General features: G+C 60.9%; 27 protein-coding genes. 12 read left to right on the top strand and 15 right to left on the bottom strand.

Features of this window, described 5'->3' with window-relative positions; translation table 11 throughout:
* The first annotated feature begins 48 nt into the window (after window positions 1–48).
* A complete protein-coding gene (locus E0F99_RS07835) occupies window positions 49–894 on the top strand; it encodes an AAA family ATPase (RefSeq protein ID WP_083359577.1) in 846 nt (281 codons plus the stop codon).
* On the top strand, window positions 894–2,072 hold the full coding sequence (locus E0F99_RS07830; protein ID WP_083359578.1) for a vWA domain-containing protein: 1,179 nt from the start codon (window positions 894–896) through the stop codon (window positions 2,070–2,072). Before E0F99_RS07835 ends, E0F99_RS07830 begins: the two co-directional genes overlap by 1 nt.
* Before the next feature lie 120 nt (window positions 2,073–2,192).
* On the opposite strand, the gene E0F99_RS07825 is transcribed toward E0F99_RS07830, so the two are convergent.
* The 3 genes from E0F99_RS07825 to E0F99_RS07815 are packed head-to-tail and all read right to left on the bottom strand — an operon-like array spanning window position 2,193 to window position 4,545.
* Complete coding sequence (locus E0F99_RS07825; protein ID WP_083359579.1) at window positions 2,193–3,107, bottom strand: 5-oxoprolinase subunit C family protein; 915 nt, start codon at window positions 3,105–3,107, stop codon at window positions 2,193–2,195.
* Window positions 3,104–3,808, bottom strand: coding sequence for a 5-oxoprolinase subunit B family protein (locus E0F99_RS07820; RefSeq protein WP_083359580.1), 705 nt, complete (start codon window positions 3,806–3,808; stop codon window positions 3,104–3,106). Before E0F99_RS07820 ends, E0F99_RS07825 begins: the two co-directional genes overlap by 4 nt.
* Window positions 3,805–4,545 (bottom strand): 5-oxoprolinase subunit PxpA, encoded by a 741-nt coding sequence (locus tag E0F99_RS07815; protein WP_083359581.1) that lies wholly within the window; start codon window positions 4,543–4,545, stop codon window positions 3,805–3,807. Before E0F99_RS07815 ends, E0F99_RS07820 begins: the two co-directional genes overlap by 4 nt.
* 175 nt (window positions 4,546–4,720) lie before the next feature.
* Between E0F99_RS07815 and E0F99_RS07810 the strand changes: the two genes are divergently transcribed.
* A complete protein-coding gene (locus E0F99_RS07810) occupies window positions 4,721–5,641 on the top strand; it encodes a LysR family transcriptional regulator (RefSeq protein WP_083359582.1) in 921 nt (306 codons plus the stop codon).
* 47 nt (window positions 5,642–5,688) lie between these two features.
* On the opposite strand, the gene E0F99_RS07805 is transcribed toward E0F99_RS07810, so the two are convergent.
* Genes E0F99_RS07805 through E0F99_RS07795 form a run of 3 tightly spaced genes read right to left on the bottom strand, consistent with a single transcriptional unit; the run spans window position 5,689 to window position 7,586 of the window.
* On the bottom strand, window positions 5,689–6,231 hold the full coding sequence (locus E0F99_RS07805) for a DUF2937 family protein (RefSeq protein WP_083359583.1): 543 nt from the start codon (window positions 6,229–6,231) through the stop codon (window positions 5,689–5,691).
* An 11-nt stretch (window positions 6,232–6,242) separates the two neighbouring features.
* A complete protein-coding gene (locus tag E0F99_RS07800) occupies window positions 6,243–7,019 on the bottom strand; it encodes a class II glutamine amidotransferase (RefSeq protein ID WP_083359584.1) in 777 nt (258 codons plus the stop codon).
* A gap of 30 nt (window positions 7,020–7,049) precedes the next feature.
* Window positions 7,050–7,586 (bottom strand): MFS transporter, encoded by a 537-nt coding sequence (locus E0F99_RS07795; protein ID WP_130908740.1) that lies wholly within the window; start codon window positions 7,584–7,586, stop codon window positions 7,050–7,052.
* Between the two features lie 21 nt (window positions 7,587–7,607).
* Between E0F99_RS07795 and E0F99_RS07790 the strand changes: the two genes are divergently transcribed.
* Together E0F99_RS07790 and E0F99_RS07785 are read left to right on the top strand one after the other, a co-directional pair.
* Window positions 7,608–9,662, top strand: a complete 2,055-nt coding sequence (locus tag E0F99_RS07790; protein ID WP_083359586.1) for a S9 family peptidase — start codon at window positions 7,608–7,610, stop codon at window positions 9,660–9,662.
* A gap of 68 nt (window positions 9,663–9,730) precedes the next feature.
* Entirely contained in the window at window positions 9,731–10,204 is a 474-nt protein-coding gene (locus tag E0F99_RS07785; protein ID WP_083359587.1) for a cyclic nucleotide-binding domain-containing protein, read from the top strand.
* Here the strand turns inward: E0F99_RS07785 and E0F99_RS07780 are convergent.
* Window positions 10,201–10,485 (bottom strand): hypothetical protein, encoded by a 285-nt coding sequence (locus E0F99_RS07780; RefSeq protein WP_083359588.1) that lies wholly within the window; start codon window positions 10,483–10,485, stop codon window positions 10,201–10,203. The genes E0F99_RS07785 and E0F99_RS07780 overlap by 4 nt on opposite strands.
* 78 nt (window positions 10,486–10,563) lie before the next feature.
* Here E0F99_RS07780 and E0F99_RS07775 point away from each other — a divergent pair, with 78 nt between their 5' ends.
* A complete protein-coding gene (locus E0F99_RS07775) occupies window positions 10,564–11,250 on the top strand; it encodes a spermidine synthase (RefSeq protein WP_058411058.1) in 687 nt (228 codons plus the stop codon).
* A gap of 113 nt (window positions 11,251–11,363) precedes the next feature.
* On the opposite strand, the gene E0F99_RS07770 is transcribed toward E0F99_RS07775, so the two are convergent.
* Window positions 11,364–12,284 (bottom strand): ParB/Srx family N-terminal domain-containing protein, encoded by a 921-nt coding sequence (locus E0F99_RS07770; RefSeq protein WP_083359589.1) that lies wholly within the window; start codon window positions 12,282–12,284, stop codon window positions 11,364–11,366.
* A 151-nt stretch (window positions 12,285–12,435) separates the two neighbouring features.
* Here E0F99_RS07770 and E0F99_RS07765 point away from each other — a divergent pair, with 151 nt between their 5' ends.
* The 3 genes from E0F99_RS07765 to E0F99_RS07755 all read left to right on the top strand — a co-directional run bounded on the left by E0F99_RS07765 (window position 12,436) and on the right by E0F99_RS07755 (window position 13,831).
* On the top strand, window positions 12,436–12,810 hold the full coding sequence (locus E0F99_RS07765; RefSeq protein WP_083359590.1) for a YajD family HNH nuclease: 375 nt from the start codon (window positions 12,436–12,438) through the stop codon (window positions 12,808–12,810).
* 134 nt (window positions 12,811–12,944) lie between these two features.
* Entirely contained in the window at window positions 12,945–13,412 is a 468-nt protein-coding gene (locus E0F99_RS07760; protein WP_017526685.1) for an RNA methyltransferase, read from the top strand.
* A gap of 68 nt (window positions 13,413–13,480) precedes the next feature.
* Window positions 13,481–13,831 carry a YgaP family membrane protein gene (locus E0F99_RS07755; protein WP_083359591.1) on the top strand — a complete coding sequence of 117 codons (351 nt, stop codon included), beginning with the start codon at window positions 13,481–13,483 and terminating at the stop codon, window positions 13,829–13,831.
* A gap of 144 nt (window positions 13,832–13,975) precedes the next feature.
* Here E0F99_RS07755 and E0F99_RS07750 read toward each other — a convergent pair whose 3' ends face one another.
* Entirely contained in the window at window positions 13,976–15,196 is a 1,221-nt protein-coding gene (locus tag E0F99_RS07750; protein ID WP_083359592.1) for a hypothetical protein, read from the bottom strand.
* 13 nt (window positions 15,197–15,209) lie between these two features.
* Window positions 15,210–15,659, bottom strand: coding sequence for a YcgN family cysteine cluster protein (locus E0F99_RS07745; RefSeq protein WP_053255005.1), 450 nt, complete (start codon window positions 15,657–15,659; stop codon window positions 15,210–15,212).
* 153 nt (window positions 15,660–15,812) lie between these two features.
* Here E0F99_RS07745 and E0F99_RS07740 point away from each other — a divergent pair, with 153 nt between their 5' ends.
* Complete coding sequence (locus tag E0F99_RS07740) at window positions 15,813–16,397, top strand: nitroreductase family protein (RefSeq protein ID WP_083359593.1); 585 nt, start codon at window positions 15,813–15,815, stop codon at window positions 16,395–16,397.
* 100 nt (window positions 16,398–16,497) lie between these two features.
* Here E0F99_RS07740 and E0F99_RS07735 read toward each other — a convergent pair whose 3' ends face one another.
* From E0F99_RS07735 to E0F99_RS07715, 5 genes are all read right to left on the bottom strand, one after another.
* Window positions 16,498–17,430 (bottom strand): D-2-hydroxyacid dehydrogenase, encoded by a 933-nt coding sequence (locus E0F99_RS07735; RefSeq protein WP_083359594.1) that lies wholly within the window; start codon window positions 17,428–17,430, stop codon window positions 16,498–16,500.
* A 107-nt stretch (window positions 17,431–17,537) separates the two neighbouring features.
* Complete coding sequence (locus E0F99_RS07730; protein WP_083359595.1) at window positions 17,538–17,831, bottom strand: YcgL domain-containing protein; 294 nt, start codon at window positions 17,829–17,831, stop codon at window positions 17,538–17,540.
* Window positions 17,828–18,961 carry a ribonuclease D gene (rnd, locus tag E0F99_RS07725; protein ID WP_083359596.1) on the bottom strand — a complete coding sequence of 378 codons (1,134 nt, stop codon included), beginning with the start codon at window positions 18,959–18,961 and terminating at the stop codon, window positions 17,828–17,830. Before rnd ends, E0F99_RS07730 begins: the two co-directional genes overlap by 4 nt.
* Window positions 18,962–19,082: 121 nt before the next feature.
* Window positions 19,083–19,682 (bottom strand): class I SAM-dependent methyltransferase, encoded by a 600-nt coding sequence (locus tag E0F99_RS07720; protein ID WP_083359597.1) that lies wholly within the window; start codon window positions 19,680–19,682, stop codon window positions 19,083–19,085.
* A gap of 327 nt (window positions 19,683–20,009) precedes the next feature.
* A complete protein-coding gene (locus E0F99_RS07715; protein WP_083359598.1) occupies window positions 20,010–21,380 on the bottom strand; it encodes a glutamine synthetase family protein in 1,371 nt (456 codons plus the stop codon).
* 413 nt (window positions 21,381–21,793) lie between these two features.
* Between E0F99_RS07715 and E0F99_RS07710 the strand changes: the two genes are divergently transcribed.
* On the top strand, window positions 21,794–22,567 hold the full coding sequence (locus tag E0F99_RS07710) for a transporter substrate-binding domain-containing protein (protein ID WP_083359599.1): 774 nt from the start codon (window positions 21,794–21,796) through the stop codon (window positions 22,565–22,567).
* A 50-nt stretch (window positions 22,568–22,617) separates the two neighbouring features.
* Window positions 22,618–23,454, top strand: a complete 837-nt coding sequence (locus tag E0F99_RS07705; RefSeq protein ID WP_083359600.1) for a cache domain-containing protein — start codon at window positions 22,618–22,620, stop codon at window positions 23,452–23,454.
* Window positions 23,455–23,605 lie beyond the last annotated feature (151 nt).

The following is a 23,605-nucleotide window of genomic DNA, read 5'->3' as shown; positions in this document are numbered from 1 at the left end:
GGGGCTGCGCGGTATAGTCCGGGCATTGATGAATTCGAGGAATGACCAATGAAGTTCGAAGGCACCCAGGCCTATGTGGCTACCGATGACCTGAAACTGGCCGTCAACGCCGCCATCACCCTGCAACGGCCGCTGCTGGTCAAGGGCGAGCCAGGCACCGGCAAGACCATGCTCGCCGAGCAACTGGCCGAATCCTTCGGCGCCAAGTTGATCACCTGGCACATCAAGTCCACCACCAAGGCGCATCAGGGCCTCTACGAGTACGACGCGGTCAGCCGCCTGCGCGACTCGCAACTGGGCGTGGACAAGGTGCACGACGTACGCAACTACCTGAAAAAGGGCAAGCTCTGGGAAGCCTTCGAGTCCGAGGATCGGGTGATTCTGCTGATCGATGAAATCGACAAAGCCGACATCGAATTCCCTAACGACCTGCTGCAAGAACTCGACAAGATGGAGTTCTACGTCTACGAAATCGACGAGACCATCAAGGCCAAAAAACGCCCGATCATCATCATCACCTCCAACAACGAAAAAGAGCTGCCGGACGCGTTCCTGCGCCGCTGCTTCTTCCACTACATTGCCTTCCCCGACCGCACTACCCTGCAAAAGATCGTCGATGTGCACTACCCCGACATCAAGAAAGACCTGGTCAGCGAAGCGCTGGACGTGTTCTTCGACGTGCGTAAAGTGCCCGGCCTGAAGAAAAAACCCTCCACCTCCGAACTGGTCGACTGGCTCAAGTTGCTGATGGCCGACAACATTGGCGAAGCGGTGCTGCGCGAACGCGACCCGACCAAGGCCATCCCGCCGCTGGCCGGTGCGCTGGTGAAAAACGAACAAGACGTGCAATTGCTGGAACGTCTGGCATTCATGAGCCGTCGCGGTAATCGATAATGTTGCTCAACCTGTTCAATGAGATGCGTGCCGCCAAGGTGCCAGTGTCGGTGCGCGAGCTGCTCGACCTGATCAACGCGCTGAAACAGCGCGTGGTCTTCGCCGACATGGACGAGTTTTACTACTTGGCCAGGGCGATTCTGGTCAAGGACGAACGGCATTTCGACAAGTTCGACCGGGCCTTTGGCGCGTACTTCAACGGCCTGGAAAAGCTCGATGACCACCTGCAGGCGCTGATCCCCGAAGAGTGGCTGCGCAAAGAGTTCGAGCGCTCGCTGAGCGATGAAGAGCGCGCGCAGATTCAGTCGCTTGGCGGCCTGGACAAGCTGATCGAGGAATTCAAAAAACGCCTGGAAGAACAGAAAGAACGCCACGCCGGTGGTAACAAGTGGATCGGCACTGGCGGCACCAGCCCGTTCGGCTCGGGTGGCTATAACCCTGAAGGCATTCGCGTGGGTGACGCCGGCAAGCGCCAGGGCAAGGCGGTGAAAGTCTGGGACCAGCGTGAATACAAGAACCTCGACGATCAGGTGGAACTGGGCACGCGCAACATCAAGATCGCCCTGCGCCGCCTGCGCAAGTTCGCGCGCCAAGGGGCGGCCGAAGAGCTGGACATCGACGGCACCATCGACCACACCGCCCGCGATGCCGGGTTGCTGAATATCCAGATGCGTCCGGAGCGGCGTAACACCATCAAGCTGTTGCTGCTGTTCGACATCGGCGGCTCGATGGATGCGCATGTGAAGATCTGCGAAGAGCTGTTCTCCGCGTGCAAGACCGAGTTCAAGCACCTGGAGTACTTCTACTTCCACAACTTCGTGTACGAGTCGGTGTGGAAGAACAACGGGCGCCGCACCTCGGAGCGCACCTCTACCCAGGATTTGCTGCACAAGTACGGCGCCGATTACAAAGTGATCTTTATCGGCGATGCGTCGATGGCGCCGTATGAAATCACCCAGGCCGGCGGCAGCGTCGAGCACTGGAATGAAGAGCCTGGGTATGTGTGGATGCAGCGCTTCATGGCCAAGTACAAGAAGCTGATCTGGATAAACCCATACCCGAAAGATACGTGGGGCTATACGGCATCGACGGGGATTGTGCGGGAGTTGGTCGAGGATCAGATGTATCCGCTGACCCTTCGGGGCTTGGAAGAAGGGATGCGGTTTCTCTCCAAGTAACCGAAATCTAAATGTGGGAGCGGGCTTGCTCGCGAATGCGGTGGATCAGTTAAAGATGTGCTGACTGACACCCTGCCTTCGCGAACAAGCCCACTCCCACATTTTGGATTGCGGCGCTTTTCAGCCTTCGGTGAAGCGCTGCAAAAAGTCGCTGTGCTGCCGATGCGCCGTCTCCTGCACCACTGGCGCCAACTTGACCTTCTCCCCCGGCAAACACTGCGCCAGCCGCGCCAGCGCCAACGGCGTCAACGCGCCCAAACGCGGGTAGCCACCGATGGTCTGCCGGTCATTAAGCAACACTATCGGCTGCCCATCCGGCGGCACCTGGATGGCCCCCAGCGGAATGCCTTCAGAGATCAACGACGGCCCCTGATACTGCAACGGCGTACCGAGCAAACGCATGCCCATGCGATCCGCCCGACTGTCCAAGGCCCATTCAGTGTTGAACGCATCAAACACACTCTGCCCGCTGAACTGCCCGATCTGCGCGCCGACTATCACCTCCAGCGGCGCCTTGGCGGGCAAACCAGGCACACTCAATACCTTCATCGCACCGCCCGTGCCGGAATAGGCCAAGCGCCCGCCTTCGGCCAACGCCTTGCCGAAACCGTCCACCCCGCCCAATTCTTCACGAACCACCGTGGCGCAACTGCCGAGCACATCCGGCGCATCAAACCCACCCGGCGGCGCCAGGTAAGCCCGCGCGCCACTGAACGGCTGGGTGAAGCGCAGGCGCTGGCCCTTTTGCAGGATAAAACTGCGCCCCGGGCTGATCGCGCGTTCGTCGATGTACGCGCCCAAATCCGCCCCGGCCAATGCCAGCAGGCAATAACCCTCAGCCTGCACGGTGAACCCGCCCAAGGTGATTTCCACCACCGGCGCATCCAGCGCATTGCCCAGCAGCCAGTTGGCCCAGGACATCGACACCCAATCCAGCGCGCCGCCCTGGGTCACGCCCAGGTGGCGCACGCCAAAGCGACCAGCGTCCTGCAACAGGCACAGCGGCGTGCTGGCCTCGATCAACAAGCGGCTCATGTGTGCGCCTCCAACGGCGTGTCATCGCCACCCAGGTGGATAAATTCGGCGTGGCCGACCGCCTCGAAACGCACCGTGTCGCCGGGTTGCATCAGGCTGTAGCCGTCGCGCTCGCGGTCGAACAGTTTGGCCGGGGTGCGGCCGATCAAGTTCCAGCCGCCCGGGGAAACCACCGGGTACGCGGCGGTTTGCCGTTCGGCGATGCCGACGCTGCCAGCCGCCACGCGTTTGCGTGGGGTATTCAGGCGTGGCGTGGCGAGGCTTTCGTCCACCAGCCCCATAAAAGCAAAACCGGGCGCAAAGCCGAGGGCGAACACTTGGTATTCGTGGGCGCTGTGGCGGCGGATCACATCGTCTACCGCAAGGCCGCTGCGCTGGCTGAGCAAGGTCAGTTCCGGGCCAACACTCAGGTCGTACCACACCGGCAACACGTGACACTGGCCGCTGCCTTGGGCCTGGGGTTGCAGGTCGGTCAGCGCCAGGTCGATCAACTCCCGCGCCTGGGCCGGGCTCAAGGCGCTGAGATTGTAATGCACCATCAGCGTGGTGTAGGACGGCACCAGATCCACCAATGCCGCGCCAAACCCTTCGCGCAGGCGTTCAGTGGCGGCGAGCATCCACGGCATGTTGGCTTCGGCAATTGCATCAAACAGACGCACCATCAGGCAGTCGATCGCCACCACTTCAATGCGTGGCTTCATGCTGGTTTCAACGCCTCGCGGATACGTTTCACGGCAGCCACCGAGCTGGCGTTATCGCCATGCACACACAGGGTGTTGGCCTGCAAGACCAAGGTGCTGCCATCGCTGGCTGTCAGGGCTTCGCTGCGGGAAATGGTCAGCGCCTGCTGCACGATGGTCTGCGAATCATGGTGGACGGCGCCGGGCAGTTGGCGCGAGACCAAGTGCCCTTTGTGGTCGTAGGCACGGTCGGCGAAGGCTTCGAACCACAGCGTTACCCCGTACTCGTCAGCCAAAGCCTGGGCCGCGCTGTTGTCGCGAGTGGCCAGCAGCATCAGCGGCAGGTCGCCATAGGCGGCTACGGCCTGGATCACTGCGCGCAATTGCGGGGGGTTGGCCATCATGTCGTTGTACATCGCGCCATGGGGTTTGACGTAGCTGACCCGCGCGCCTTGCGCGCGGCAGATGCCGTCGAGGGCGCCGATCTGGTAGTGCAACAGGTCCTGGATTTCCTGCGCAGTGTAGGCCATGGAGCGGCGGCCGAACCCTTGCAGGTCCTGGTACGCAGGGTGCGCACCTACTTGCACGCCGTGCTTGAGCGCCAGGCTGACGGTCTTGCGCATGATGCTCGGGTCGCCGGCATGGAAGCCGCACGCCACGTTGGCACAATCAATGAACGGCATGACCTCGGCGTCCAGACCCATGGTCCAGTTGCCGAAGCTTTCGCCGATGTCGCAATTCAGTAGCAGACGGCTCACGGTGGGTGCTCCTCTAGGCTTTGTATTTTTTGTAGTGTGGGATTTTTCACGCAGAACTGGCAACTTGTCCTCACACCCCAACGACGCTTATCGTGGAATAGCTCGATTTTTGGCGTTTGCCCGGTGCGGCGTCCAACTAATAAAAACCGATCCATGCATAAGAAAAGTTGATCCCATGAATTTGAAGTTCCTCGAAACCTTCGTCTGGGTGGCCAAGCTCAAGAGCTTTCGCCTGACCGCCGAGAAGCTGTTCACCACCCAGGCCTCGATCTCCAGCCGCATTGCCGTGCTCGAAAGCGAGTTGGGCGTGAAGCTGTTTCTGCGCGATTCGCGCGGCGTGAGCCTGACACCGGACGGCTTGAAGGTGCTCGACTACGCCGAGCAGATGATGGTGACCATGCAGGGGTTGAAGCAGTCCCTGGAAACCACCAGCAGCAAGGTCGGGCGCATCCGAATCGGCGCGATGGACACGGTGATTCACACCTGGCTCAGCCCATTGGTGGCCGAACTGATGGACCATTTTCCGCTGGTAGAAATCGAGTTAGTCGCCGATACCGCATTGAACCTCAGTGATCAGCTGCAAAAAGGCTTCCTCGATTTAATCCTGCAAACCGACCTGCTGCGTTTGGAAACCGTACGCAGCCTGGAACTGGCCAGCCACCCGATGGCCTGGATCGTCGCCAGCCACTCCCTCTACAACCGCGACTACGCCTCCCTCGCCGAACTGGCCCAGGAGCGCATCATCACCTACTCGAAAAACTCGCATCCGCACCAGGACGTGCTGAGCCTGATGCAAGCCAACGGCGTGGCCGCGCCACGCATGAACTGCGTGAATTCGGTGTCGGCGATTACCCGCCTGTTGCGCGATGGTTTCGGTATTGGCGCGCTGCCGCCGGTGTTGGTCAGCGAAGAATTGGCACGCGGGGAATTGGTGATGCTGCCGATGGCGCAAAAACTGCCGAATTTACAGGTAGTGGTGTCGTGGCGTGTGGGCGTGGAGCTGGTGGAGGAGATTGTCGGGCTGTGCCAGAAGGTGGTGGCCAGGTATGCCGAGGAAGTCGGCGAAGAGCACATGCTACTGGCCAAATCGGATTAAAACTGTGGGAGCTGGCTTGCCTGCTCCCACTTTGACCGAGCTGGTTTTTAGAGACCTTTAAGGTCTCGCTCTTCAATCGGCCGACTCTGGCGCAGGCGCTTGCCGCCCAACACCACCCAGTCGATCAACCGGAACAGGCATTCAATGCCGAACGACAACAGCATCGCCCCGCCCAAGCCCCAGCCCATGGCCTCCGGCGTCAACAGGATCTGGTAGCTGTAGCCGTTCCAGGTTTCCAGGCGAATCGCCGGGTCGGCGGCCACCGCCACTTGCAGGGCGCGGATGTACCACGGGCCTTGCATGGCCTGGAATTGCTTGTCCAACGCCACTTGGCGATCGAGCATAGTGCCCAGGCTGTTGGCGTCGCTCTGGAACACCGGGTCATTACTGGCGCGGTAATGCGCCACCAATGCCTGCAAGTCACCCTTGAAGAACTGCCGCGCAGTGGTTTCAAACCCGCTAAGGCCGGTCTGGGCCTCGATCAGGTGGGCCTCGACGCGCTTGGCATAGTCATTGATAAACCCCGGCACTTGCACGCCGACCAACAAGCCAATGGCAAACAGCACCAACCGCAGATAACTGAGCAGCATGGTCGATATCCTTACTCGGTAATGCCCTGGCTGACGCATTCACCGCGTCGCCACAGGCTCCATTGACCCGGTTCGTAGCGGGTCCAGTTTTCATTGTCGGTCAACGGCTCGGTGGCGATCACCGTGACCACGTCATTTGGCGTGGTTTCGGCCTGAAAATCCACGATCACGTCGACATCTTTCAAGCGCGCCGGGCCGAACGGTGCGCGCCGGGTAATCTGCGCCAGTTTGGTCGTGCAGTAGCAAAACAGCCAGTCGCCGTCGCTGAGCAGGCAGTTGAATACGCCTTTGCTGCGGTAGTCAGCACAGGCAGCGATCAGATCCGGCAGCACCTGTTCGATGTCCACCGGCTCCGGGAAGGCTTCGCGCACCCGGTTGAGCAGGTCGCAGAACGCCGCTTCGCTGTCGGTATCACCCACCGGGCGGTAGAACGTGGCGCGCGGGTTGAAGTCCGCGAGTTGGCCGTTGTGCGCAAAGCACCAGTTGCGGCCCCACAGTTCCCGTACGAAGGGGTGGGTATTGGCCAGGCTCACCTTGCCCACGTTGGCTTGGCGGATATGGCCAATCACCACTTCACTTTTGATGGGATAACGCTGCACCAGCAGCGCAACTTGCGACTCACAGCTGGCGGCCGGGTCCTGGAAAAGTCGCAGGCCACGGCCCTCGTAAAAGGCGATACCCCACCCATCGCGGTGAGGGCCAGTACGCCCGCCCCGCTGCATCAGCCCGGTAAAGCTGAATACGATATCGGTGGGGACGTTGGCACTCATGCCCAATAATTCACACATGCCAGGGCTCTCGCTGCAGGGCGGACAACGTTAAAGACGCGGTTCGACCCGCATACCACTCACGGGCGCCGGGCGACGAAACGGCTCGTCATCTTCGTCCACAGGCTCGGCAGCCAACGCGGCATCGGTAGCGGCCTTACGCTCACGGCGGGCGTTGGCGGCGCGCTCGATGGGCCAGCGGATCAACGCAAACACGATATACACGCCAAACGTGATCATCGTGTACATGAACAGATCGGAGATGGCCCGCCAGGCGTTATTGCCGACATGCAGCACCAAGTCCAGGGCCGTGATGGCCACGGCCGGCGCGAACTGGGTCTTGCACGGGTCAACGATGGTCGGGCTGAGCAGCAACACCGCCATCAGCAGTTGCAGCGGCTCGCGCAGCCAGCGCCAGATCCAGCAGGTCATGCGCCACCACACCAACAGGCAGCCCAAAGCGGCGAAGGCGTAAAGGCCCCAAGCGGTCAGATAGTCGTTCTCGGTCATGGTGTCCATGGCAAGGTAGGCAAACAGGCGGCTATGATAACGGCTTTTGCGTGTCGCGGCTGCAATGCCTGCCACCATCCGCCAGACAGAGAGTGATCCATGCCGTCATCGACCCACATCACTGCCGCCCCAATTGCCCGTAAGGCCGAAGGCCAGGACCCGTACGCCTGGCTGCAAGCGCGTGACACGGCCGAAGTCCTCGATTACCTCAAAGCCGAAAATGCCTGGCAGGAAGCCCAGCTCGCCGATCAGCAAGCGCTGCGTGAAACCCTGTTCGAAGAGATCAAGGGCCGCATGCTCGAAACCGACCTGTCCCTGCCTTCGCCGTGGGGGCCGTACCTGTATTACACGCGCACCACCGCCGGTGATGAATACGCCCGCCACTACCGCTGCCGCCGCCCAGCGGACGACAGCAACCAGGTGGACCCAAGCAGTGAAGAACTGCTGCTCGACCCCAACGAGCTCGCCAACGGTGGTTTTTTCTCCCTGGGCGCGTTCAGCATCAGCCCCGACCACCAGCGCCTGGCCTACAGCCTCGATACCAGCGGTGAAGAGATTTACACCCTGTACGTGAAGGAATTGGCCAACGGCAAAGTCAGCGAACTGGAGTTCGAAGACTGCGACGGCAGCATGACCTGGGCCAATGACAGCCTGACCCTGTTTTTCGGCGAACTGGACGACACCCATCGCCCGCACAAGCTCTATCGCTATCGCCTGGATGGCACGGCGGCGCAGGAAGTGTTCCACGAGCCAGACGGGCGTTTCTTCCTGCATTGCTACCGCTCCAGCTCCGAGCGCCAGTTGCTGCTGGCCCTGGGCAGCAAGACCACCAGCGAAATCTGGGCGCTGGACGCCGACCTGCCACACCTGGACTTCGCCTGCCTGGCGCCACGGGTCGAGGACCACGAATACGATGTCGACCACGGCATGCGCGATGGCGAGTGGGCCTGGTTTATCCGCAGCAACCGCGACGGCATCAACTACGCGCTGTTCGTCGCCGCCGACACCGGCAGCGTGCCGACGGAAGATCAATGGCAGAACCTGATCCCGCACAGCGACGAAGTGATGCTCGACGGCGTAAGCCTGAACGCCGGCGCCATGACCTTGAGCCTGCGCATCGGCGGCCTGCCGGTGATCGAAGTGCACCCTCAAGACGTGCCGGCGTACCGCGTGGAATTGCCCGACGCCGCCTACAGCCTTTACGTACAAAACAGCCTGGAATTTGCCAGCGACAAGGTCCGCCTGCGCTATGAAGCCCTGAACCGTCCGGCCCAGGTGCGCCAGCTTGAATTGGCGAGCGGCGCACAAGAGGTGCTCAAGGAAACCCCGGTACTTGGTGTGTTCAATGCCGACGATTACGTCAGCCAGCGGCTGTGGGCCACGTCCGCCGATGGCACTCAGGTGCCGATCAGTTTAGTGGTCAAACGCGACCAACTCGGCAAGCCTGTGCCTCTGTACCTGTATGGCTACGGCGCCTACGGCCAAAGCCTCGACCCGTGGTTCTCGCATGCACGCCTGAGCCTGTTGGACCGCGGCGTGGCGTTTGCCATCGCGCATGTACGCGGCGGCGGCGAACTGGGTGAAGCCTGGTACCGCCACGGCAAGCAGGAACACAAACAAAACACCTTCAGCGACTTCATCGCCTGCGCCGAGCACTTGATCGCCGAGGGCCTGACCACCTCCAAGCAACTGGCCATCAGCGGCGGCAGTGCCGGCGGCCTGTTGATCGGCGCGGTGCTCAATCAACGCCCGGACTTGTTCCAGGCGGCGATTGCCGAAGTGCCGTTCGTCGATGTACTCAACACCATGCTCGACCCGGAGCTGCCGCTGACCATCACCGAGTATGACGAGTGGGGCAACCCCGAAGCGCCTGACGTGTTTGAGCGCATCAAGGCCTACGCACCCTATGAGAATGTCAGCGCCCAGGCCTACCCCGCCACACTGGTGATTGCCGGTTACAACGACAGCCGTGTGCAGTACTGGGAAGCGGCCAAGTGGGTGGCCAAGCTGCGTGATACCAAGACGGACGACAACCTGCTGTTGCTCAAGACCGAATTGGGCGCCGGCCACGGCGGGATGAGCGGCCGTTACCAAGGATTACGTGACGTAGCGCTCGAATATGCATTTGTGTTCAAGGCGCTGGGGTTGATTTAAGGAACTTCGTACGGCGGCCCTGTCTGAACACACAGACCGCCTACTTGATGGATGGACCAAGATAAGAAATGCCGCAACCCACCCTGCTCAACAATGAAATCCGCGACATGCTCATGGACTGCGGCCTGTTCGACCCCTTGCTGGCGGAAGATTTTCACGTCGCCGCCGGCTACTTCAATATCAGCAGCATTGCCCAGGGCGAAGCGATTTTTCGTGAGGGCGACGCTGGCACCTTCATGTGCATCATCCATAGCGGCCAGGTGGCCGTGCAGAAAACCAACCACGAAGGCCAGCGCCTGACCATCGCCACCCTGCGCAGTGGCAGGGCCTTTGGCGAAATGGCGGTGCTGGATGGCGAACGGCGTTCTGCCAGTTGCATCGCGGCAAGTGATTGCGTGCTGTTGAACCTGGGCAAGGATTCCCTGGAAAAAATGCTCAACGAAACACCCAGGGTTGCAGCCAAGATCATCCGCGCAATTGCGATTGCCTTGTCCAAACGCCTGCGCATGGCCGACGGGCAATTACTCTCCCAACAGGTTTAACCGCCAGGCGTCTTCGGCTTGCTGTCATTTTGCAGCAGGCCGGGCACGCTCTGGTCTTTGGGTGGCGTGGGCAACACGATCGGCACCAACGCGGGCGAGCCGTTGGCGGTGGCCTTGGGCGCCACAGGCGGGGTGACTTGCGGGTACAACGTCGGCGTCGGCGTACCCGGCGCACCGGGGGTTGGCGCGGGTGCGACCGGCACGGTTTGCAACTCCTGGGCTTGCGCTGCACCCAATGTGAGCGCGCCAAGCACAATGACCGTTAGAATGCTGCACTTCATCGATGGCTCCATGGCCTGACCGGAATATCGTAAGGCTACTCCCAACCGCGTAAGAATGCCCTTCCCAATGAGATTTCCATGAAACGTTTCGTTCTGCTGGACACCACTCCAATCCCCGATAACGGCGGTGCCTTGTGCCTGTTCGAATATGGTGAGGATTTTGTCATCAAGATCCAGGGCGGTGACGGCGGCCAGTTGATGAACACGCGCATGCACGGCTCCGAAGACGCGCTGGCGGAGATTCCCTGCCGCAAAGTCGCCGGGCGCCCGGGTTCGCGAGTGCTGATCGGCGGGTTGGGCATGGGCTTTACCCTGGCCTCGGCGCTCAAGCATTTGGGCAAGACCGCCGAAGTGGTGGTCGCCGAACTGGTGCCCGGCGTGGTGGAGTGGAACCGTGGCCCGCTGGGGGAAAAGTCCGGTCGCCCGTTGCTCGACCCGCGCACGGTGATTCGCATGGAAGACGTGGCCAAGGTGCTGCAGGCCGAGCCTCAGGGTTTTGACGCAATCATGCTCGACGTCGACAACGGCCCCGAAGGCCTCACGCAAAAAGCCAATAGCTGGCTCTACTCAGCCGGTGGCCTGGCCGCCTGCGCCAAGGCCCTGCGCCCCAAAGGCGTGCTGGCGGTGTGGTCAGCCAGTGCCGACAAACTGTTCAGCGACAAACTGCGCAAAGCCGGTTTCAAGGCCGAAGAAGTGCAGGTGTTTGCCCATGGCAACAAGGGCACCCGGCATACCATCTGGATTGCCGAAAAGCTCAAGGGCTGAGCCGCGACTCCCCTGTGGGAGCTGGCTTGCCTGCGATGGCTTCAACTCGGTACGCCGTATACACCGAGGTGACAGCATTGCAGGCAAGCCAGCTCTCACATTTTGGGTCCCCGTCAGTTACGGGCTTTGCGGTAATCAATCAAGTACGGCACTTTTTTGTCGAAGGTCTTTTCCAGCTCACGTTGGTCAAGCGTGGTCATGCCGCCCAATTGATGGGCGGTAAAACCGCTGTCACCGACCTGTGAGCCCGGTGCCAGGCTGACCATGCGCTTGGCCACGGCTTCAATTGCGTCCTTGTAGCCGCCCTTCTTGTTCAGGTTGAAAGCGCTCAAATCAATTTGCGTGCGCAGCCAGTTGCCCCAGTAAAACTCCAGGAATTCCGGTGCGATCGCGCCATCGTCCGGCTTGCCGTAGGCGGCCTTGCGCGTGAAATACACCAGGCTGCGGAAAGTGTCGTCCTGCAAGCTCTTAAAGCCCAAGTGCGCCGGCAACTGTGCAGGTGGCAGGGTGTGGCCCTGGTTGTCCTTGAGCCAGACTTTGCGGGCAGCCTCCATGCGTTGCCAGAACGTGGCCAGGTCAGGGCTGTTGCTGAAATCGTCGGTCACCTTGACCCACATTTTCAACTGAGGGCCACCGCCGGGCACTTCCCACAAGGTGGTGAAGCTGTGGTGACCGTCGGTCAGGTACAGCTGGCCTGCGGGGCCGACCACCACGGTTTTCATGTCCTCGGGGTGAGTGCCCACCGGGTCCTTGCAGGTGAAGCTCGCCGGTTGGTGCAAGTCGGCCTTTTTGGGTACGTTGTCGGCGGCGCCCTGCCCGTTGGTTTCACAGTACTCGTCGAACACCTTGGCGGGCTTGTCGGCGAACAGCCCCAGGCTGTAGTCAATCTGGTCGAACCCCACCACGGCCTGAGTCGGGTGCAGTTGTTCAAGGGACACCTCGATCACCTGGCCGGGTTTGGGCGTGGAGAACGCATGGGCTTGAGCCGTCAAGGCGCAGAGCAGGAGTGCAACGGTCCATGTGTGCAGACGCATAAATTTCAGATCCCGGTGAATGGCGTGAGCCGATACTACAAACGATTGCCGCTGCCAGGCTGTAGCGTTGCTGAAAAAGCCAGCGGTGTTTTACAGCGCGAGCGGCTAGAATCTATGTTATCCGTGACCCACCAAATAGCCAGGAGCCATGATGAGCTCGACCAACCCGCCCTCCCACACCGCCAAGCTGGACCGCATCCTCGCCGATGCCCAGCGCGACCTGGAAATGGGCTACCGCGACAAAGCCTTGAAAATGTACCCGCACGTGTGTGGCCGTTGCGCCCGTGAGTTCGCCGGAAAACGCTTGAGCGAACTGACCGTACACCATCGCAACCACAACCATGATGACAACCCTCAGGACGGCTCCAACTGGGAGTTGCTGTGCCTGTACTGCCACGACAACGAACACTCGCGCTACACCGACCAGCAGTACTTCGGCGAAGGCTCCACCAGCAGCCCGACGATTGCCAAGGCGACGCACAACCCGTTTGCGGCGTTGGCGGGGTTGATGAAGAAGGACGACTGAAGCCTGGCTTGCGGGGCTTTTTGTAGCGAGGGCGCTTGTTCCCTCGCGACAAGATTGCATCACACCTCTTGATACCGACCGCAGCCCGACCAATCCTCGTATAATCGCAGCTTTTCTCCAAGGCACCCTTCCTCGTGGGCAATAAACGCTACAGTTGCATCGGTCTGTATAACCCCAAATCCCCCGAAAACGTTGGCTCGGTGATGCGTGCCGCCGGCTGCTACGGCGTGGCCTCGGTGTTTTACACCGGCGTGCGTTACGAGCGCGCCCGGGATTTCATCACCGACACCAAGAAAGTCCATCACGACATTCCGCTGATCGGCATTGATGACCTGAAAAAGATCCTGCCGCTGGGCTGCATCCCGGTCGCCGTGGAACTGGTCGAGGGCGCCCGCCCGCTGCCCGAATACACTCACCCGGACCGCGCGCTGTATATCTTTGGCCCCGAAGACGGCTCGCTGGATAAAGAGATTCGCGACTGGTGTGAGGACGTGGTGTACATACCGACCACCGGCTGCATGAACCTCGCCGCCACCGTCAACGTTGTGCTTTACGACCGAATGGCCAAGGGCAACAACACCCGTTCGGGCCCCAAGTACTGATTTTTCGGGAACATCCAGCACCCGCAAACAGTCAGCTACTTATCACTTGCCCTTGTTGGAGACAGATCATGAGCGACAGCAAAATCCTGCGACCTATCATCGAACACACACCCTTTGAAACCCAGCCCACGCAAAACGTGCACGGCTGGGAGCGCATCGGCTCGGTGGCCGGCGGCGTGATGATGGTCGGCAAAGGCCTGCGTCGTGGCGGGATCTTCGGGCTGATCCAGGTGGCGATTGGTGGTGTGGCGCTGGTACGTGGTGTGACCGGGCACAGCTCGCTCAAAGACAAGCTGGAGCAGGGCCGCCAGGAAATGAACAGTGTGCGCACGAAGATCGAACGCGCTGGCGAAGAGCTGAAAAGCCTCAAAACCAAGGCTGAAGTGGCGGCTGAGAAGGCCACTAAAACGAGGGGCTAACTCCGATCTCCAGTTCTACGCAGATCTAAAGGCGGGAGGGGGCTTTCCCCCGATAGCGGTGGGTCAGTCAACAATTGCAGTGACTGATACTGCGCTTTCGCGAGCAAGCCCCCTCCCACATGTCGAGCCATTTATGGCTCGGGATCAGCGCAGTAATTTACTCTCCAGCACCACCGACGACTCGCCGATCACACTCTCGGCCAACTGCACAAACTCCGCAGTGGTGATGCTGTTCGCGCGCATGACCGCCTGCGCGAGGTCATCCAACGAACGCTTGTTGTGAGTCTTCACGCGAATTTCGCGATCCAGCTCCTGCAGCACCACCACCGCCCGAGCCACTGTCGCCCCGTTGACGTGATCGCCACGCAGCGTGGTTACCTCTTTGCCCTCCTTGCTCAATCGCGCCTGGATTGCCGCATACCGTTCATCGGTGATGCCACCCGCACGTCGTAGCAACTCGACGGCGTAATACTCGCCAAGCCCTTCGCTGATCCAGTCACTCGTATCATGGTCATTGAAGCGGCCGATGGCCTGCACCACTTCGCGAATCAACGGGCTGCTGCCGTTTTCGCTGACCAACGGAGTGCGGCTATTGAGGTAGATCGAGTCACGCGCCGAGAACGCGCCACGGCGCATCGGGTCACTGGCCCCCACCACTAGCAGCTTGGCCGGGTGACGAGGGAACGCCGCCGCCACCTGCGGCCAGACGAACGTCAGCACGGTAAGCACATCCATGCGCCGCATAGCCTGGCCCTTGGGCGAGGCCACGGTAACGTCGGTTTCGCCCAGGCGCACGCGGCGGCTGCCCAGCGTGCCGGCGAGCATCCAGCCGGTGGGTCGGTCGAACAGGCGGGACACGTTGTCGATACGGAATTTATTCTTGCCGATACGTGGCCAGGCGGTTTCGATGCTTTTCCAGCCTGCCGGCAGTTCGAATATCAGGCGCGAGACCAGTTCTACGCCGTCCTGCTGGTCGAGCCGCGCCGCTGGCACCAGGTCCTCACCGCGAAACACTGCCCAACTTGGCGTCATCCGCGCGTCATACATTCCGGGTTTACGTGCGTGGGTTAGCCGTACGCGGTAGCTCAGGCTGGCCTTGTCAGCACTGGGCTGCCACAGGCCACGGTTACCGTTGATCTTCCACTGGCCATCGGCCTTGAAGTCGCTGTAGTCACCATCACGGCCCAGGTCGAAATTCAGGCTGCGCACCGCCGAGCCATGGGACAGGATCACACGCACCTCGGCCTGATCACTTTGGGGCAGTAGCTTGACGTGATAGTCGAGGTCGACTTTCTTCGCGCACCACGCAGGCAGGCTCAGCGCCAGCAGCACGAAAGAGGCTGCCAGCTTGGTTGCCACCGTCATACACACTCCTATTTCAGCCCGCGCGGAAGATCAGGTGATCCTCCCAGTCATCTTCGGGCACGCTGCCTTCGGCGAGCATGCGGCCGGACTGGGAAATGCGTTCGTGATGCACAGCATCGCGGTCGCCACAGACCAGGTGATGCCACAGCGGCAAGTCCTTGCGTTCGCTGACCAGGCGGTAGCCGCAGGTGGGCGGCAGCCATTTGAACTGGTCGGCCTGGCCCGGCGTGAGCTGGATGCAGTCAGGCACCGACGCGCGGCGGTTGGGGTAGTCGGTGCACTGGCAGGTTTTCAGGTCGAGCAGTTTGCAGGCAATACGTGTGTAATAGACGCTGTTGTCGTCCTCATCCTCGAGCTTCTGCAAGCAGCACAGGCCGCAGCCGTCGCACAACGACTCCCATTCCTCCTGGTCGAGGTGTTCAAGGGTTTTGCGTATCCAGAAAGGTTCGACTTTGGCGGCCATGGCTCTGCATCAGTATCGGTAGGTGAAAAGGCCGTCAGTCTAGTGCCCAAGGCCGTTGGGGCCAAGCGCTTGCGACTGGCGGTGTAACATCACTTGTCAGTCTGGTGGGCGCGCAGTAGCTTTGAGCGCCAAATTGACGATCAGGAACTGCCCATGACACGCGTTGCCGATTACCCGATTCACACTCAGTTCACCGAGCGCTGGTCGCCCCGCGCCTTCACCGGCGAAAGCATCCCGCAGGACACCCTGCTGAGTTTCTTCGAAGCCGCACGCTGGGCACCATCGGCCTACAACTCGCAGCCGTGGCGGTTTCTCTACGCGCGCCGGGACACGCCGGACTGGGAACGTTTCCTGGGCTTGCTGAATGAGTTCAACCGCGGTTGGGCGCAACACGCCTCGGCGTTGGTGATCATCGCCTCGAAAACCGACTTCACCGCCCCCGGCGCCACTGAAGAAACCCCGGCGCTGTGGCACACCTTCGACACCGGCTCGGCCTGGGGCCACCTGGCACTGCAGGCCAGTCTCAGCGGCTGGCATACTCACGGCATGGCCGGTTTCGATCAGGAACTGACCCGCAAAGAGCTGAAGATTCCAGCCGGTTATGCACTGCACGCGGCGGTGGCCGTGGGCAAGCTGGGCGACAAGTCGAGCTTGCCGGAGTACCTGCAAGGGCGTGAGGCGCCAAGCCCGCGCAAGCCGCTGAGCGAGCTGGTGTCGGAAGGTGACTTCAGCCTGTAACCCTTACTGAAATCCCTGTGGGAGCGGGCTTGCCCGCGATAGCTGTGGGCCAGTCACTGCATGGCAGGCTGATACACCGTCATCGCGGGCAAGCCCCACATTAATAACCGCGCTCGAAATCCACTTCGCCGCGCAATGCTTCCTTGGCCTGATAAGCCCGCAGGTTATGCACAAACAACTCCACCATCATGCTCGGCGAGGTCGGCGCAGAGCTGTGCCCGGTCAACAGTAGCCCCCAGGCGGTCCAGAACGGATGGCGTTGCGGCAGCGGTTCCTGGCGGCACACATCGATCACCGCACCGGCCAGGTGCCCTTCTTTCAAGGCCCAGACCAAATCGGCATCGACCACAGCCACGCCGCGCCCGACATTGATAAACAACCCGGTCGGTTTGAATTGCTTGAACAACGCCGCGTTGTACAGGTCATGGGTGTTTGGCGTGTTGGGCAGCAGGTTGATGACGTAATCCACCTCGCCCACCAGACGGCCCAATTGGTCCAGCCCGGCCACTTCGATAAACGGCGCCTGCTCACGCGCAGTGCTGGCGATGCCGTACAACGTGACGCCAAACGGCAGCAGGAACTCGGCAACACTCTGGCCGATATCGCCGGTGCCGACGATCAGCGCCTTACGCCCCGCCAGGCTCTGGCCCATGCGGTTATCCCATTTGCGTTCGACTTGGCTGACCAGGCGCGCGAGCACTTCGCGCTCGTGACCGAGCATGTAGGTGAGCACAAATTCGGCCATGACTTGGCCAAAAATGCCGACCGCACGGGTCAGGCGATAATCGCGGGGCAAGCCCTCGGCCAGCAGCGGTGTGACACCGGCCCAAGTCGATTGCAGCCATTGCGGTTGGTGCCCCTGGCGCAACAACGTGCCCAGCAGGTCCGGCTGGCCCAGCCATACCGGGCAATCGGCGGCCAGGCGCGACAGTTCGGCCGAGTCGCCGCTGGTCAGCACCTCGACGTCCGGTGCCGCGTCACTGAGTAATTGGGCGTAGAGCGGGTAATCCTGTTCAGCAATCAGAACACGCATGGTTCAAACCTTTCAAAAACACTGCAGACAGCCGCCCGCATCCTTACGGCCACCACCCACTTATACGTTTGCATTGAAGAATGTGCCCTGCACAGGGCACTGACCGATCACATTGGGTCGTTGCGTCGCAGCAGCTCTTCGGGCAAGTGTTCGATGTACTCATCCTCGGCGGGCGGCATTTGCAGGTGGTAGCCCTGCTTATCGAGGTTCTCAAGGACCACGGTGATGTCCTCGCGGGAGAGCTTGCGCTCCGGGGTCAGTATCATCTCGAAGGCCAGATGCGCCTTGCCGAAGGCTTCCATCAACGGTTCCGGCACACGCTCCAACGCATCGCTTTTCAGCACGTAGAGGTACATTCCGTCTTTTTTCAAGCTGCGATAGATGGAGCAAATACGTTTCAAGGCTGTTCTCCGGCAGTGGCCAGGCTGTCAAGCAGCGCTTGGCCCATCAACTCGCGGCGCCAGCCACGCAGCGAGTCTGGCAATTTATAGGGCCCATCGGGGTAGCCACTTTTAACCAGGGCTTCAAGGGTTTTCTTGCGCAGCATCAGTTCCGGCGCCATGTCCAGGCGTTCGGCTTCGGCCTGGCCCAGGGCGCGCAGTTGCTTGATCAGCGTGGCGGCGTCCACCGGCAGCGGCTCAGCCACGGCAGGTGGCCATTGGTCCATCGGTACGCTGCCGGCACGTTTGATCAAGTCCAGCAGAAACTGCCCATCCTGACGCACGGTGCGCGGGTGCATGTCTTCGATTTTACCCAGAGCGGCGAGGTTATCCGGCTGGGACTTGGCCAGGGGCCACAACGCGTGTTCGCGAATAATGCGGTTACGTGGCAAGTCACGGGCACGGGCTTGATGCTCGCGCCAGGCGCACAATTCACGCAGCACGGCGAGCTGGGCGCGGGACAGCTTCCACGCCAGCTTGGCGTCGCGATACACCTCGTACGGGTCGACCTCGCGACGCAAGTTGGCCACTAACTCGGCGCCGTCTTCCAGCACCCAGGCGTGTTTGTCGTCTGACAGCCGCGGGCGCAGGCGAATGTAAACCTCGGCCAAGTGCACCGCGTCTTCGGCCGCGTAGCTCACTTGGGTCTCGGACAATGGCCGCTGCAGCCAGTCCGAGCGGGTCTCACCCTTGGGCAGCTCGATATCCAACACGGCTTGCACCAGGCGCGAGTAGCCCATGGAGAAACCGAGGTTCAAATAAGCCGCCGCCAATTGGGTGTCGAACAACGGCACCGGCAGGCTGCCCGTCAGGCGCAGCAACACTTCCAGGTCTTCACTGCAGGCGTGCACCACCTTGATCACCGCTGGGTTCTCCAGCAAGGCAGCCAAGGGTTGCCAGTTGTCGATGGTCAGGGGGTCGATCAGGTAAGCACGCAGGCCATCGCCGATCTGGATCAGCCCGGCAATGGGATAAAAGGTATCGACCCGCATGAATTCGGTGTCGAGGGCGACGAATGGCAACTGCTGCCATTCGGCGCAGTGCTGGCCGAGGCTATCGTTGTCGCAGATCCAGTGAATATCGATGGCCACACGGCTCTCCCTTGAAGAATGGCGCGCAGTATATATCGCGAAAGCCCCTTGCGAGCATCCGTAGTGCACACACCATCATGAAAACTCCTACAGAGATGAAGAATAGTCCGACAGGCGGGAGTCAGCCTCTCTTACGCAGAACGTAAACCCGCCAGAGCTTGGAGCCCGGCAGGAATTCTTGGTAGTTCAAGACCTTGAAACCCGCCTGACGGAATTCGCCTTCAACGGGCGTCTGCGCATTCACCGAGACAATCACCGTGTCGCGGCTGACCCGATGAAACTCACTCAGCAACGCCAAACGCCCTTCGCTACTCGGTACATGGCGAAACAATTCCAGGCAAAAAATGCAATCCACTGCGTTTGCTGACAAGCCGATGGAAAACGCCGAGCCCTGGAACGTCTTGACACGCTTGAGCAACGCCGCCGGGTGATGAGTGCACGCATGGTCGAGCATGGCCTGAGAGTTGTCCGAGGCCAGGATCACCCGGTTGATGTGTTCGGCCAACACCGGCCAGAACCGGCCGGAGCCACAGGCCAGGTCAAGAATCAGCCCCGGTTCACCGGCGACTTTCAATGCATGGCGCACTAACCGCTCATCGCGCCAGGCAGCCAAACGCTTGAGCAGCGCAGGTGGGCGCGTGTCGCCGCAGACCCTGGCATGCTCACGGTCACAGCGCTCGGCGAATTCAGTCTCGATAGAGGATGGAGTGGGTGACGACATCACGGACTCATGTGTAGGGAACGGTAGTGAACGACCTTGATTCAGAGCTTAACCACTGCAACGTGAAAAAAAGGTCGAAGCCGTGATTGCGTTGAAATCGCACGCGCTGGGTATGTGAGTGCGGGGCGGCGTTGCAGGTGGGATGGGGCCATATCGGTTATTTCGGTGATGGCTGAGAGGGGCTCCACTCTGTACAGCGGGTCCCTTTTGAAAGAGCCCGACATGTACTCGGTTAAAACTGTGGGAGGGGGTTTGCTCCCGATGGCGGTGTGTCAGTCAGTTTATTTGTAACTGAACCACCGCATTCGCGAGCAAGCCCGCTGTGGCTCAAGCCTGATGCAGATACCACCGCCAATCCTGCTCACCAACCTCCCCCATGAACTGGCGATACTCAGCACGTTTCACCGCCAGGTACACACTGAGGAACTCACTGCCAAACGCATCCCGCGCCCAGCTTGAACCTTCAAGTGCGCGCAAGGTGGTAAGCCAGTCGGTAGGCAGCAACTCCTTGGCCTGCGCGTAACCGTTGCCTTCCACCGGAGCACCAGGATCGCGCTGTTCGCGGATGCCTCGATGAATCCCCGCCAGGATCGCCGCAGCGGCCAGGTAAGGGTTGGCGTCGGCGCCGCAAATACGGTGTTCAATGTGCCGAGAATTCGCCGGTCCACCAGGTACGCGCAGGCTCACGGTACGGTTGTCCACGCCCCACGTGGCAGCCAGCGGCGCGTAACTGTTGGTCTGGAAACGCCGGTAGGAGTTGGCGTTGGGGCAAAACAGCAGCAACGAATCGAGCAAGGTACTGAGCATGCCGGCCACCGCCTGACGCAAGAGCGGCGTGCCGTCGGCAGCCTCGCTGGCGAACAGGTTATTGCCGTCGGCATCGGCCAGGCTGATGTGCATGTGCATGCCGGTGCCCGCCAGGTCATCGAACGGCTTGGCCATGAAACACGCCGCCATTCCATGCTTGTGCGCCACGCCCTTGACCAGGCGCTTGTAACGCACCGCTTCGTCCATCGCTTGCAGCGCGTCGGCGCGATGTTGCAGGGTGATTTCCACCTGGCCCGGGGCGTATTCGGAAATCGCGGTGCGCGCCGGGATGCCTTGCAGTTTGCAAGCGCTATAGAGGTCGGCGAGAAACGGCTCGATCTGCTCCAGCTCGCGCAAGCCATAGACTTGGGTCGAACGCGGGCGATTGCCGTCCACGTCCCGCGCCGGTTGCGGGCGGCCGTTGCTGTCGGGCTTCTGGTCAAGCAGGTAAAACTCCAGCTCCGCCGCCATCACCGGGTAATAACCATCGGCCTTCAGCCCGTCGATGACCTTGGCGAGCAACTGCCGAGGGTCGGCCACGGTGGCGGGCAGGCCTTCGGTGGGGTGCATGCTGACTTGCACCGCCGCCGTCGGGATCAGGCGCCACGGCATGCGCTGCAAACTGCCGCTGATTGGGTAGGCGCGGCAGTCGATATCACCGACTTCCCACACCAGCCCGGAGTTTTCCACATCATCACCTTTAATCGTCAGGCCGAGAATGGTGCTGGGCAAAGGCCGCCCGCTTTCGTACACCGCCAGCAGTTCATCGCGATGCAGCAACTTGCCGCGTGGCACGCCGTTGTTGTCGAGAATAAACAGTTCAAACAGCTCGATGTCCGGGTTTTGCTCAAGGAAAGATCGGGCTTCGTGCAGGCAGGCAAAAACACTCATGGCAAGTCTCATACGTTTGCGTCAGGCAGGCGCGCAGGCGCCGCCGGGCAGATGCGCACAGGTGCGCGTCATCCATGGGGCAGATCAACGTAGGAGAGAAGTATCCGGTGGGCGCGCGTGTCGGCAGTGGAACAGGGCCCAGAAGGCCAGCTCGGAGGGGAGCGCTTCGACAATCGTCGGACAGCTGGGCACCAAAGCGCCAGGCGGTGTCGCGGGGTGAGTGTCGGCGCAAGCGTCCATGCAGGATTCACAGTGAGATCGATACCCGGCAGCGTCACACGCCTGGATAGGCGGTTAAATTCAGGGTTGATGGAGTTTGGGTGCAGGTTGGCTAAACATTGCGCGGCCCTTGCTACCTTGTCGTCCAGCTGGAAATAATAACCGCCCCGATCTTGCCCCAAGGACTCGACTGCATGAAAGCTCCCTTAGCCCTGTGTGTATTGGCGAGTATGGCAACCACCGCACTGGCCGACACCCCACCCTCGCGCCTGGATGAAGTGCTGCAGCGCGGCACGCTCACCGTCTGCACCACCGGCGACTACAAACCCTACACGTCACTGCGCGCCGATGGCCGTTACGAAGGCATCGACATTGCCATGGCCGAGTCGCTCGCCAAGAGCCTGAACGCAAAAATCACCTGGGTGCCGACCACCTGGAAAACCCTGATGCCGGACTTCCTCGCCCAACAGTGCGACATCGCCGTGGGGGGCATTTCGGTCTCGTTGGAGCGCCAGAAAAAAGCCTTCTTCAGCCAAACCTTGGGTGTCGACGGCAAGATCCCGCTGGTGCGCTGCGCCGATGTGCAGCGCTACCAGACGGTCGAGCAGATCAACCAGCCGCAGGTGCGCGTGATCGAGCCGGCGGGCGGCACCAACGAAGTGTTCGCCCGCGCCCACCTGGGACAGGCGCAGATCCGCCTGCACGACAACGTGACGATCTTCGACGAACTGCTGGCGGGCAAGGCCGACGTGATGATTACTGACGCCAGCGAGGCGCGCTTCCAGCAAAAGCTCAAGCCTGGGCTGTGCGCGGTCAACCCTGAGCGGCAGATGCAATACAGCGAAAAAGCCTTCCTGCTGCCTCGCGATGATGTCGCCTGGAAAAGCTATGTCGACCAATGGTTGCACCTGAGCGTCGCCACTGGGGTGTACAACGGTATCGTCAATCAATGGCTGGCGGCGCCCTAAGCCGAAGCCGTCTACGCTGTGGTCACATCAATAACAATGAGGGACGGGTAATGAAAGGACTGCTCCGACTCACGTGGCTGCTGCTGTTGTGTTTCAGCCAGGTGCACGCGGCCACTCAGGATGAGGACGCCCATGCCGCCAAGGCCCTGCTGGAAAAGGCTTTGACCTACTACCACAGCAACGGTGAAAAAGCATTCGCCGCCTTCAGTCGCCAGGGTGAGTTTATCGACCACGACCGCTATGTGTTTGTGGTTGATACCAAGGGCACGCTACTGGCCAGTGGCGGCCCCTCCTCCATCTTGATCGGTCGCGATGTGTCCGAGTTGCTTGGGCCTGATCTACGTAAGTCATTCAAGGCCGCGCTCAAGGTGGCCGAAGGCCAGGGGATCCAGCAGGCTGATTACCGTTGGCAGAATTGGAACGACGGCAAGGTTGAGCACAAGCATGTGTTCTATCAGCGGGTCGGCGAACGCATCCTGGCGGTGGGTTACTACCTGCCGCGAGCCACACCGGAGCATGCGCGAGGTTTACTCGACAAAGCGGTTGAGGCGCTGCTCAAGGATGAGGCGGGCACACTCAACGCGATCAATACATTGCGGGGTGGGTTTGTGCAGGATGACCTGTATGTGTTTGTGGTGGACCTGAATACCGGGCGCTATGTAGCCCATGGCACCACGCCTCGGTTGGTCAACACCGACTTTAGCAAGGTCAAGGACCCGGACGGCAAGCCAGTAGGCGAGCCTATTCTTACGCTGATGGCCGATCAGGATCAGGGCGAGTACAAATATCGCTGGAAAAATCCGGTGACCGATAAGGTCGAGAACAAACACGCGTACTTGCACAAGGCTGGGCATTTCATCGTGGCGGTCGGGGACTACAGCCCCTGACCAGACGTGAACTGCGCGTCACCGTGGGAGTTGGCTTGCCTGCTCCCTCAGCCTGATCATCATGGTGTCAATTACTTAGCGTCGTCTTCACGCCCACGCAGCGCTCGAATAGGCATCGCTGTTACTGCGGCCAGCCCCAACAGCACACCGC

Origin of the sequence: Pseudomonas antarctica, assembly GCF_900624995.1 — a bacterium.
Taxonomy (GTDB): domain Bacteria; phylum Pseudomonadota; class Gammaproteobacteria; order Pseudomonadales; family Pseudomonadaceae; genus Aquipseudomonas; species Aquipseudomonas antarctica.
The sequence above is the reverse complement of the archived record's forward strand: the minus strand, read 5'-3'. Positions and strand labels throughout refer to the sequence as shown.